The 11903-nt window shown below is 67.2% G+C and carries 10 protein-coding genes and 1 pseudogene; 7 read left to right on the forward strand and 4 right to left on the reverse strand.

The genetic code is table 11. From position 1 onward, the window contains the following. Positions 1–346, forward strand: a pseudogene (locus tag AC1DNE_RS20635) (hypothetical protein); the annotation flags it as partial. Between the two features lie 76 nt (positions 347–422). On the opposite strand, the gene AC1DNE_RS20640 reads toward AC1DNE_RS20635, so the two are convergent. Next, entirely contained in the window at positions 423–2051 is a 1629-nt protein-coding gene (locus AC1DNE_RS20640; protein ID WP_476766445.1) for a long-chain-fatty-acid--CoA ligase, read from the reverse strand. 135 nt (positions 2052–2186) lie between these two features. Here AC1DNE_RS20640 and AC1DNE_RS20645 point away from each other — a divergent pair, with 135 nt between their 5' ends. From AC1DNE_RS20645 to AC1DNE_RS20660, 4 genes are all read left to right on the forward strand, one after another. Beyond that, positions 2187–2651 carry a MarR family winged helix-turn-helix transcriptional regulator gene (locus AC1DNE_RS20645; protein ID WP_441472840.1) on the forward strand — a complete coding sequence of 155 codons (465 nt, stop codon included), beginning with the start codon at positions 2187–2189 and terminating at the stop codon, positions 2649–2651. Positions 2652–2658: 7 nt separating this feature from the next. Further along, positions 2659–4122, forward strand: coding sequence for an amidase (locus AC1DNE_RS20650; protein ID WP_476766444.1), 1464 nt, complete (start codon positions 2659–2661; stop codon positions 4120–4122). A 301-nt stretch (positions 4123–4423) separates the two neighbouring features. Further along, entirely contained in the window at positions 4424–5800 is a 1377-nt protein-coding gene (locus AC1DNE_RS20655) for an aspartate aminotransferase family protein (protein WP_441472842.1), read from the forward strand. A gap of 208 nt (positions 5801–6008) precedes the next feature. After that, on the forward strand, positions 6009–6218 hold the full coding sequence (locus tag AC1DNE_RS20660; protein WP_441472843.1) for a hypothetical protein: 210 nt from the start codon (positions 6009–6011) through the stop codon (positions 6216–6218). A gap of 133 nt (positions 6219–6351) precedes the next feature. Here AC1DNE_RS20660 and AC1DNE_RS20665 read toward each other — a convergent pair whose 3' ends face one another. Then, positions 6352–6948, reverse strand: coding sequence for a L,D-transpeptidase (locus AC1DNE_RS20665; protein ID WP_441472844.1), 597 nt, complete (start codon positions 6946–6948; stop codon positions 6352–6354). A gap of 222 nt (positions 6949–7170) precedes the next feature. Between AC1DNE_RS20665 and AC1DNE_RS20670 the strand changes: the two genes are divergently transcribed. Further along, on the forward strand, positions 7171–8100 hold the full coding sequence (locus AC1DNE_RS20670; RefSeq protein ID WP_441472845.1) for a histone deacetylase family protein: 930 nt from the start codon (positions 7171–7173) through the stop codon (positions 8098–8100). A 7-nt stretch (positions 8101–8107) separates the two neighbouring features. On the opposite strand, the gene ribB is transcribed toward AC1DNE_RS20670, so the two are convergent. Together ribB and aroC are read right to left on the reverse strand one after the other, a co-directional pair. Next, entirely contained in the window at positions 8108–9385 is a 1278-nt protein-coding gene (ribB, locus tag AC1DNE_RS20675; protein WP_441472846.1) for a 3,4-dihydroxy-2-butanone-4-phosphate synthase, read from the reverse strand. A 199-nt stretch (positions 9386–9584) separates the two neighbouring features. Continuing rightward, the gene (aroC, locus tag AC1DNE_RS20680) at positions 9585–10703 is read right to left on the reverse strand and encodes a chorismate synthase (RefSeq protein WP_441472847.1); all 1119 of its coding nucleotides are present in this window, start codon (positions 10701–10703) and stop codon (positions 9585–9587) included. 400 nt (positions 10704–11103) lie between these two features. Between aroC and AC1DNE_RS20685 the strand changes: the two genes are divergently transcribed. Next, positions 11104–11895: a pseudouridine synthase gene (locus tag AC1DNE_RS20685; protein ID WP_441472848.1), complete on the forward strand. Its 792-nt coding sequence runs from the start codon at positions 11104–11106 to the stop codon at positions 11893–11895. Positions 11896–11903: the final 8 nt, after the last annotated feature.

Genomic DNA, 11903 nt, shown 5'->3' on the forward strand with positions numbered 1-11903 from the left:
GCTGCTGGCCGAACAGAGCGCCGCCTCCGCCAATGCGCTTTCCGGCCGGATCGGCCAGCTCAACGAGCTGGTCGCGACCTTCCGCACCGGCCGCGAGGCGGTGGGGCAGTCAGGCTATCCGCAGCCTGTCCCGGCAGCGCGCCCGGCGAAAGGCGCGCCTCGCGCCGCGGCGCGCCCTGTCGCCGTCACGGCAGCCGCCCCGGCCGTATCCGCCAGGGCTCCGGCGGCCGAGCCGGAGCGGCTGCGCAAGCTCGCCGAGGCCGCCTTCGCCCAGTCCAAGGCCGCCCCCGCCCCGCGCAAGGTCGCCAATGGCCGCGCCCAGGACGCAGGCTGGGAAGAGTTCTGAGGCGGGAAGGCCCGCCCAATACGACACGACCCGGCGCCCCGAAAGGGCGCCGTTTTCGATTCAGGGACGCAGCGGCTCAGCCCGGCAGCCGGTAGTCCTTGAACATCTCGCGCAGCGCCGTCTTCTGGATCTTCCCCGTCGCGGTGTGCGGGATAGCCTCGACCAGCACGACATCGTCCGGCAGCCACCATTTCGCGATCTTGCCGCTCATGAAGGCAAGCATCTCCTCCTTACCGGGCCTGCGGCCCGGCTTCGGCACGATCACCAGCAATGGCCGCTCGTCCCATTTCGGATGCGCGACACCGATCACCGCCGCCTCGGCCACATCGGGGTGGCCGACGGCGAGGTTTTCGAGGTCGATCGAGGAGATCCATTCGCCCCCCGATTTGATCACGTCCTTCGAGCGGTCGGTGACCTGCATGTAGCCGGCGGGATCGATCGTCGCGACATCGCCGGTATCGAAGAAGCCGTGATCGTCGAGAATGTCCTCGTCCTCGCGCCGGTAATAGGCGCCAGCCACCGCCGGCCCACGCACCTTGAGGCGACCGAAGGTCTTGCCATCCCAGGGCAGGTCCCGGCCGGCGTCGTCGGTGAGCCGGAACTCCACCGTGAAGGGTGGGTGGCCCTGCTTGACCTTGAGATCGTAGAGCGCCTCGCCTTCGAGCTGCTGGTAGACCGGCTTCATCGAGCAGAAGGAGCCGAGCGGGCTCATCTCGGTCATGCCCCAGGCATGGGCGACCGTGACGCCGTATTTGCGCTCGAAGGCCTCCGTCATCGCGCGCGGGCAGGCCGAGCCGCCGATGACGACGCGCTTCAGGGTCGAGAGCTTGCCGCCGGTCGCCTCCAGATGCTGCAGCAATCCGAGCCAGACCGTGGGCACCGCCGCGGTCATGGTGACGCCCTCGCCTTCCAGCAATTCATGCAGGGAGGGGCCGTCCAGCTTCGCGCCGGGCATCACCAGCTTGGCGCCCGTCATCGGCGCGGAATAGGCCAGCGACCAGCTGTTTGCATGGAAGAGCGGCACGACCGGCATCACGGTGTCGCGCGAGGACAGCCCCATATAGTCCGGCGCCGCGCAGGCGAGCGCGTGCAGAACGTTGGAACGATGCGAGTAGAGCACGCCCTTCGGCCCGCCGGTCGTGCCGGAGGTGTAGCAGAGACCAGCAGCCGTGTTCTCGTCGAAGACCCCCCAGGCGAAATCCTCGTCCGCTTCGGCAAGCCAGTCCTCATAGGAGACCGCGCCCTTGAGACCGCACTTCTGCATATGCGCGGCATCGCTGAGGACGATGTAGCGCTCGATGCTCGGCAGCTTCTCCTGCAACTGCTCGATCATCGGCACGAAAGTCAGGTCGAGGAAGAGCAGCCGGTCCTCGGCATGGTTGATGATCCAGGCGATCTGCTCGGGGAACAGGCGCGGGTTGACCGTATGCGTGATCGCGCCGATGCCGCTGATGCCGTACCAGAGCTCGAGATGGCGGTCGCTGTTCCAGGCCAGCGTCGCCACCCGGTCCCCGAGCTTGACGCCTTCACGCTGCAGCCGCTTGGCCACGCGAAGCGCCCGCCCCCTGATCTCGGCATATGTTCGTCGCCGCAGCGTGCCGTCCTCGACCGCCCGGCTGACGACCTCGCGCGTGCCGTGCTGGATCGCCGCATGGTCGATGATCCGGTGGAGCAGAAGGGACCAATCCTGCATCAGGCCGAGCATGCGCGTTCCTCCCGAAGGCTTATCGTTTTCGAGAGGATAGCGACGTGCTTCCGCGAAAGGAAAGTCGCACTATCGAAGGCTCGCCTGACGGCTCCGGATAGTTTAGGTCTGATCGTTCCAGAGGGGGGAAACGCGATGACCGCTCCGAAAAGCGTGCCGCACGCGGTGACGGAGCCTGACCGGGTCTGGTTCCGCTTTATGCGGCTGCATCAGCGCATGCTGATGCAGATGACCGGGCGCATCCGCAAGCTCGGCCTCTCGATCCCGCAATTCGATCTGCTCTCGACCCTGACGGAGCAGGAAGGCATCAGCCAGAGCGAGCTCGCCGAGCGGCTTTATGTCACCAAGGGCAATGTCTCGGGACTGGTCGACCGCCTCGTGCAGGCCGGCCTCGTCGAGCGTCGTGCGATCGCCGGGGACCGGCGCTCCTATGCCATGCACCTGACTGCCGAAGGCCGCCGGCTGGCCGAGGCTGGCATCGCCAGCCAGCGCGACTTCGTCGCCAGCACGCTTGGCAAGCTGAAGCCCGACGATCTCGCAGAGCTCGATCGGCTCGTCCTGCTCTGGCGCGATCACGCCCGCGCCGTCGATGCGGAGTGATGCCGGGATGGCTGCCGACATCGACCTGACCGCCTCGGCCACCGCCCTGCGTACGGCCCTGCTTGCGCGCCGCTTCAGCGCCACCGACCTGCTCGAGGCCAGCTTCGCCCGCATCGATGCGATCAACCCGCATCTCAACGCCATCGTCGCGCAGGATCGCGAGGCCGCCCGCGCCATGGCCCGCGTCGGTGACGAACGGTTCGCGAATGGCACGGCGCGGCCTCTCGAAGGCCTGCCGATCACGATCAAGGACGCCTTCGACGTCGCCGGCCTGCCCTCATCAGGCGGTCTGCCGGCCTATCGCGAGCGCGTGCCTGCCGAAGATGCGGCCGCGGTCGCGAGGCTGCGCGCTGCCGGCGCGGTCATCGTCGGCAAGACCAATGTCCCGGTCTTCTCCGGGGACTTCCAGAGCTACAATCCCGTCCATGGCGTGACCAACAACCCCTGGGACGAAACCCGCTCCCCCGGCGGTTCTTCAGGCGGCGCAGCGGTCGCTGTCGCCACGGGCATGAGCGCCTTCGAGCTCGGCTCCGATCTCGGCAGCTCAATCCGCTGGCCGGCCCATGCCTGCGGCGTCTTCGGGCTCAAGACGAGCTGGGGGCTGGTCTCGACCTGGGGCGCGATCCCACCTCCGCCCGAGCGCCGGACTGCCCGCAATGTCGACCTGATGGTGGCCGGTCCGATCACCCGCGCGGCAGAGGATCTCGACCTCATATTGCCGGTGATCGCCGGCCCGCGCGATGCCGCGCTCCCCTCTCCCGCCCTGCCTGAGCCGCGCGCCCGGACTGCCAAGGGCCTGCGCATCGCGCTGTGGGCCGAGGACTCCTTCGCTCCCGTCGACAAGGAGGTGTCCGAGGCCGTGCGCGAAGCCGCCCGTCGCCTCGCCGAAGCCGGCGCCAGCGTCGACGAGACAGCCCGCCCCTCGGTGAGCTTCGCCGATGCTTTCGAGGTCTATGCGCTGCTGAACCACGCCGTCGTGGCCTATGGCCTGCCGCCGAAGGTGCGCGCCCGCATCCAGGCGCAGGCCTCGCGCTTCAGCCCGAACGATCTGTCACATCAGGCGCTGCAGGCGCGCGGCGCGCGCATGACGCCCGGTCTCTATCAGCAACTTGCCCATCGCCGGCTCGCCCAGAAGCGGCAATGGGCGCGCTTCTTCGAGCGCTACGACGTCGTGCTTTGTCCGCCGGCTCCGGTCGCCGCGATCCCGCACGACCACGGCCCGGACATCCATGCCCGCCGGCTGATGGTGAATGGCGAGCCGAGACCCTATCTCGATTTCCTGCTGTGGGCAGCGCCCGCCACCGGCGCCGACCTGCCGGCGCTCTGCGCGCCGGTGATGCGGTCGCGCGAGGGCCTGCCGCTCGGCGTCCAGATCATCGCGCCCTTCGGCGAGGACCGCACGGCGATCGCCGTCGGCGCGATGCTGGAAGAACTCGGCAGCCGCTTCGTCCCGCCGCCGATCGCGCGCTGAGGCCTGTCACGGCGCACTGCATTTTCACGGATGCGGGGTCATCCCGGACGCAGCGAAGCTGAGATCCGGGATCCCTGCCTGGACCTTGATCGGTAGCGCTCCGGCAAGGCCCCGGGTCAAGCCCGGGATGGCGGCGTGTTTCCGCATGAAATCGGCAGGCTCCAAAAACACCTGGCGGAACTCTTTGCCTCCGCAGCCGCCCTGCGGCAGAGTCTACCGTCCCCTGCGCCAAAATCGCTCAACATTTGCGGCCATCTCGGCTTATGGTGGCAAGAATATTAAACAGAACCGGGAGCCCATCATGCTGTCGAATGTCGCCGTCAGGGACATCGAGACCCTCGTCCATCCCTATACGAACCTCGCCACCCACCGGCAGAACGGGCCGCTGGTGATGGAAAGCGGCAAAGGCGTCTACGTCTACGATTCCGCCGGCAAGGAATATATCGAGGGCATGGCGGGCCTCTGGTGCACCTCGCTCGGCTACTCCAACCAGGAGCTGATCGAGACCGCCTATGAGCAGATGAAGAAGCTGCCCTTCACCCACATCTTCGGTGGGCGCAGCCACGACCCGGCGATCGAGCTCGCCGAGAAGCTGAAGGAGATCGCCCCGGTTCCGATCTCGAAGGTGTTCTACGGGGCCTCCGGCTCCGATGCCAACGACACCCAGGTCAAGATCGTCTGGTACATGAACAATGCGCTCGGCCGGCCGCAGAAGAAGAAGATCATCTCGCGGCTGAAGGGCTATCACGGCGTCACCGTCGCCTCGGCATCGCTGACCGGCCTGCCGAACAACCATATCGACTTCGACCTGCCGCTGCCGGGCATCCTGCACACCTCCTGCCCGCACCATTACCGCTTCGCCGAGCCGGGCGAGAGCGAGCAGGACTACTCGACGCGCCTCGCCGCCGAGCTCGAGGAGATGATCCTGCGCGAGGGGCCCGACACCGTCGCCGCCTTCATCGCCGAGCCGGTGATGGGCGCCGGCGGCGCGATCACCCCGCCGGAGGGCTATTTCGAGAAGGTCAACGCCGTCCTCGCCAAATATGACATCCTGTTCATCTCGGATGAGGTCATCACCGGCTTCGCCCGCACCGGCAAGATGTTCGGCACCGAGACTTACGGCATGAACGCCGACACGATCTCGCTCGCCAAGCAGATCACCTCGGCCTATTTCCCGCTCAGCGCCGTGATGATGAACGAGAAGGTCTATGAGGTTCTGGTCGACCAGAGCCGCAAGATCGGCACCTTCGGCCACGGCAACACCTATGCGGGCCACCCGGTCGGCTGCGCCGTCGCGGTGAAGACGCTGGAGATCTACCAGCGCGACAAGATCGTCGATCACGTCAACAAGGTCTCGCCGACCTTCATCCGCCGCCTCGAGAAGCTTGCCGAGCATCCGCTCGTCGGCGAAGCCCGCGGCGTCGGCCTGATCGGCGGCGCCGAACTGGTCAAGGACAAGCAGACCAAGGCTGCCTTCGAGACCAAGAAGGGCGTCGGCGCCAAGGCTGTCGCCTTCGCGCTGCAGGAGGGTCTCATCACCCGCGCCATGGGCGACCGTCTCGCCTTCTGCCCGCCGCTGGTCATCAGCGAGGCCGAGACCGAGGAGATGTTCAACCGCTGCGAGCGCGCCCTCGACAAGACGCTGGACTGGGCCAAGGCGGAAGGCCTGTTCGCCTGACGGCCACGGCATGTGCGATTTTGAAGGCCGGGCGGCGATCGCCCGGCCTTTTTTGTTTTCGTTCATCAATGTGGCCGAAACCGCTCACGGCCCGAGATCGCCACGAACAAATCACAGACGCGCCCCGGCCCCGTCCTGATCGGCCGGCAGGGTGACGAGGTCGGCGGGCGAGAGCCTCCGGCGTCAGGTCATCAGAGAGTCAGGAGCCATGTTTCAAAACGACGTCCGTCCCCAGATGCAGGTGCGCAAGAGTTTCCACGATGCCGCGGCACGCGAAAACTACACGTCGCAGTTCCGCCCGATCGCGATTCAGGCGGTCGCTGCGGGAACCAGGCAGCTGTCAGGCGCGTTGAAGAAGCACGGCGAGGCACGCAGGACCGAACTCCCCGGTGTGCTCCGCCACGGTTTCGACGACTGAAACCTCCCTTCGAGACCCTAAACTGGCCGGCGCGGAGCTCTACTCCCGCCGGCCTTTTTCGTGACGGCCGCCTGTAACGAAAACGGGCGACCCGAAGGCCGCCCGCTCGAATTCCTGAAGTTGCCGTCGAAAGTCAGACGACGATGACCTTCGCGCCTACCGGCACGCGATTGAACAGGTCGATGGCGTCGATATTGCGCATCCGGATGCAGCCGGACGACGCCGAACGGCCGATCGTCTCGGGTTCGTTGGTGCCGTGGATGCGATAGAGCGTGTCGTGGCCGTTCTGATAGAGATAGAGCGCGCGCGCGCCGAGCGGGTTTTCCGGCCCGCCGTTCATTCCGCCCGCAACCGGCTTCAGATGCGGCCAGCGCTTGACCATCTCGGCCGGCGGCGTCCAGCGCGGCCATTCGGCCTTGCGCTGCACCACGGCCTCGCCGGTCCAGCCATAAGCCTCGTCACCGGTGGCGACGCCGTAGCGGATCGCCTTCTTGTTCGGCAGGACGAGGTAAAGGAACTTCTCCTTCGTATCGACATAGACCGTGCCGGGCGGTTGCCCGGTCGGATCGGCGATCTCGTAAGGGAGATAGGGAAGGTAGGTATCGAACTTGGGGACGAGCGCGATATATTCCGCGTCGCGGGCTGACAGCTCCGGAGCGGCCACGCTCTTATACTGGCAGGCACCGAGCAGCGCCGACAGCGCCAGGGCAACGAAAACGGTCTTCTTCATAGTCTCCACCAGAGCGACCCGAAGGCACCCTTTATGATGAATCAAGAGTTAACGCTTCGTATCGCCCAAGTCATACCCGAGGCGCGACGGTCTGGCGAAGCACTAGGCTCCAAACCGGCAAGGCGCAATCAAGTTCCCCTTAGGGCGCCCTGATCGCGCGCAGGCGTGGCAAACGGGCCACGCTTTCCGTCGCTTTGACAGCAATCGTCTGGATTGACCCGCTTGACCACGCTTCTGATCACCCATCCCGCAGGCTTCGGCCACGCCATGCCGCCCGGCCACCCCGAATGCGCCGAACGGCTGAAGGCGATCGATCAGGCTCTGGAAGCAGAGCGTTTCGCGGCGCTGATTCGGGTGGAGGCGCCGCTCGGAACGCTCGAACAGGTGACGCTCTGCCACCCCGCCACCTACGCTCAGGCGCTGATCGATTCGAGCCCGGCTTCCGGCTTCGTTCAGGTCGACGGCGACACGTTCATGTCTCCCGGCACGATTGAGGCCGTCCTGCGCGCCGTCGGCGGCGCAACCGCTGCCGTGGACGAGGTCATGAGCGGCAAGGCCCGCAATGCCTTTGTCGCCATGCGCCCGCCGGGGCACCATGCCGAGCGCAACCGCGCCATGGGCTTCTGCTTCTTCAACCACGCTGCGATTGCCGCCCGTCATGCGCAGAACGCCCACGGTGCCGCGCGCGTCGCCATCGTCGATTGGGACGTCCATCACGGCAACGGCACGCAGGACATCTTCTGGGAGGATGCGAGCGTCCTTTACGCCTCCACGCACGAGATGCCGCTCTATCCGGGCACCGGCGCGGCGTCGGAGCGCGGCGCCCACGGCACGATCGTGAATGTGCCCTTGCACCCCGGGGAGGGATCGGACGAATTCCGCGAGGCCTTCGAGATCGCGATCCTGCCTCGCCTCGATGCCTTCCGCCCCGATCTCGTTGTGATCTCGGCCGGGTTCGACGCGCATTGGCGCGATCCGCTCGCCAGTCTCAATCTCCGCGAAGCCGATTTCGCCTGGGCGACGCAGAAGCTGATCGACATCGCCGACAAGCACGCCGGCGGCCGCGTCGTCTCCGTGCTCGAGGGCGGCTACGATCTCGACGCGCTGGCGCGATCGGCGGCCGCCCATGTCGGGGCGCTGATGGGCAGCTGAGCGGGCCTCACTCCAGTGGCGCGGTCTCCGCGATCTCGATGCCGAAGCCGCTGAGGCCCACGAAGGAGCGCGGCGAGGAGGCGAGGTTCACGATCGAGCTGACTCCGAGATCGCGCAGGATCTGCGCGCCGAGGCCGACCTCGCGCCATTGCTGGATGCGCAGCTCGTCCGAGCCTTCCTCGACGCTCTTGATCGGCACGCCGGCGCTGCCGTCGCGCAGATAGACGAGGACGCCCTTCCCTTCCTGCTGGAAGCGCCGCAGAACGCATTGGATCGAGCTGGCGCCGCCGAGCACATCGGCCACCACATCGGCCCTGTGCAGCCTGGCGGGCACCTTCTCGCCATCGCCCAGCTTGCCCATCACGAAGGCAAAGTGCTGGGTGTTGTCGAAGGGCGTGATGTAGACATGGCCCGTCATCTCGCCGAACGCGGTCTTGACCGGGAAGGAATGCACCCGCTCGACCAGCTTCTCGCGCAACTGGCGATAGGCGATCAGGTCGGCAACCGTGATCTGCTTCAGCCCGTGCTTCTCGGCGAAGGCGGTGATCTGCGCGCCCTTCATCACCGTGCCGTCGTCATTGGCGAGCTCGCAGATGACGCCGACCGGCGGCAATTCGGCGAGCTTGCACAGGTCGACGGCGGCTTCCGTATGGCCGGAGCGCATCAGCACGCCGCCATCCTTGGCGATGAGCGGGAAGACATGGCCGGGGCGGACGAAATCGGCGGCGCCCATATTGCCGTTGGCGAGCGCGCGCACCGTGTTGGTGCGCTGCTCGGCCGAAATGCCGGTGGTCAGCCCGTGCTTGACGTCGACGGTGATGGTGAAGGCCGTGCCGAGCGGCGCGTCGTTGGACGAGACCATCGGATCGAGGCGCAGGCGCCGGGCCTCGCTCGCGGTCAGTGGCGCGCAGACGATGCCGCAGGTGTTGCGGATGATGAAGGCCATCTTCTCCGGCGTGCAGAGAGAGGCGGCGACGATGAGATCGCCCTCGTTCTCGCGATCGTCGTCATCGGTGACGATGACGATCTCGCCGCGGGCGAAGGCTTCGATGGTCTCGGCGACGTTGTTGGACATGGCAGCCTCGCGCGGCCCTGACAGGCCGAGGAAATCATTGGGAGTGACGGCGCCGCCTGTAGCGGCGGTGATGCGCTCGGCGCTTTCGCGGGAGATCCAGGCGGCAGGGTCGTTGCAGAGCGCCGTCACGCTGGCCGGCGACAGGCCAACCTGCTTGGCGAAGGCGCTGCGCGCGATCTTGTTCTGCCGGAGCCAGACGTCGAGCTTCATGCGAGCAAGCTAATACGACGAGACTTCATCCGCAATGAATGATTGACGCATTTTCAGTATTGCTGAAATGCAAGCCGCTACGCGTCGTGCCCGGGCTTGACCCGAGCATCTCGTGACGCGGGAGACTCGCCTATGAGCGCCTCTTCCGACCAGAGATTCCCGGGTCTCCGCTACGCTTCGCCCGAGAACGACGGCAGCGTCACTCCTGAAACGGCCAGCGCGGCTCCACAACGCCGACCTGCCCGCGATGGCGCAGATAGTGATCCGCCAGCACGCAGGCGACCATCGCCTCGCCGACCGGCACGGCCCGGATGCCGACGCAGGGATCATGGCGCCCCTTGGTGAACATCTCGGCTTCGCCACCCGTTCGCGTCACGGTCGCGCGCGTCGCCAGGATCGAGGAGGTCGGCTTCACCGCGAAACGGGCCACGATGGCCTGCCCCGTCGAGATGCCGCCAAGAATGCCGCCGGCATGGTTGGAGAGGAAGAGCGGGCGCCCGTCATTGCCGGCGCGCATCTCGTCGGCGTTCTCCTCGCCTGAAAGCTCGGCCGCGCCGAAGCCCTCGCCGATCTCGACGCCCTTCACCGCATTGATGCTCATCAGCGCCGCAGCGATCTCGGCATCGAGCTTGCCGTAGATCGGAGCGCCAAGGCCCGCCGGCACGCCTTCCGCGACGATCTCCAGCACGGCGCCGATCGAGGAACCGGACTTCCGGATACCGTCGAGATAATCGGCGAAGAAGGCCGCGGCCTTCGCATCCGGGCAGAAGAAGGGGTTGCGGGCGACCTCCTCCCAATCCCAGTTGGCGCGGTCGATCTTGTGCGGCCCCATCTGGACGAGTGCGCCACGCACCACCATGCCCGGCACGACCTTGCGGGCGATGGCGCCGGCGGCGACGCGCATCGCCGTCTCGCGCGCCGAGGAACGCCCGCCGCCGCGATAGTCGCGGATGCCGTATTTCACATCATAGGTGAAATCGGCATGGCCCGGCCGGTACTTGTCCTTGATGTCCGAATAGTCCTTCGAGCGCTGGTCGACATTGTCGATCAGGAGCCCGATCGAGGTGCCCGTCGTCACCTGCACGCCGTCGCTCTCGCGCGCGAAGACGCCGGAGACGATGCGGACCTGGTCCGGCTCCTGGCGCTGCGTGGTGAAGCGCGACTGGCCGGGCCGGCGCCGGTCGAGATCGCCCTGGATATCGGCTTCCGTCAGCGGGATCAGCGGCGGGCAGCCGTCGACGACGCAGCCAATGGCGGGGCCATGGCTCTCGCCGAAGGTGGTGACGCGGAAGAGATGACCGAAGCTGTTGTGCGACATGGGAGCCCGATGCGTTGCGTATCGGCTCTTAAGCCGGATCGGGCCGCGGCGAAACCCCGCCCCGCTGCACGCGCTCCATTGACAAGACCGCGCCGCGCCGGCTTCAAGCTGACCGCATGAGTTGCTTGGCGCCCTGCCCCTCGCGCTCCTGGCGCCCCGGGAGCCCCATCATCGCGGGACTTTAGCCCCGAACCGCCCGCCGGCGGTTTCGGGGTTGAGCCGGCTCGCCCCTGCCAGCGCAATCGCGGCACCGAGCCACAGACACCAGATCACTCCCTGTCACCATCGCTCGATCGTCGGGACGGGCTCCGCCGCCTGCTGGCCGAACCGGCCGCACCGCAGCAGGCGGGAGCTTTTCCGATCCGTCGGGCAGGCCGCGCCATCGGCGCCCAGGCTCATCATGAAACCTTTCCGCAGGCGCCCCGCGCCCGGAACCGCGGCAGGCGTCGGCCTGGCCCGCGCCCTGTCCAAGCTCGGCTACTGCTCGCGCACCCAGGCGGAGAAGCTGATCCAGGAAGGGCGCGTCGCAGTCGACGGCCGCCGCGCCCGCCATCCGGAGCTGCGCATCGACCCGCAGCGGGCGCGTCTGCAGGTCGATGGCCAGCCCGTTTCCGCCGCAAGCCGTGTCTATCTGATGCTCAACAAGCCGCGCGGCGTGGTCACGACAACCAGCGACCCTGAGGGGCGCCAGACCGTCTATGCCTGTCTGGACGGCCTCGACCTGCCCTTCCTGGCTCCGGTCGGGCGCCTCGACATGGCGAGCGAGGGGCTGCTGCTCATGAGCAACGACACCCGCTGGGCGCAGCACATTCTCGACCCCGCTTCCGGCGTCGAGAAGACCTATCACGTCCAGATCGACCGGGTGCCCGACGACGCCTTCATGGCCCGTTTGCGGGCAGGAGCCACGCACGATGGCGAGACCCTGACGACACGCGCGGCCACGCTGCTGCGCCACGGCGCGCGCAATGCCTGGGTCGAGATGGTGATCGACGAGGGCCGCAACCGGCAGATCAGGCGGATCGTGGAAGCGGCCGGGGCCGAAGTCCTGCGCCTCGTCCGGGTCAGGATCGGCGAACTCGAACTCGGAGACCTGCCCAAGGGCGATGTCCGCGAACTCGGCGACGCGGAAAGGGCACTGCCGCTGGCCGGCCGCGCCGTTCCCGCAGGAAAGATCTGGGGTTCGGCGCGCTGAACCGCTCC

This window comes from Allobosea sp. 05L423 (assembly GCF_056397745.1).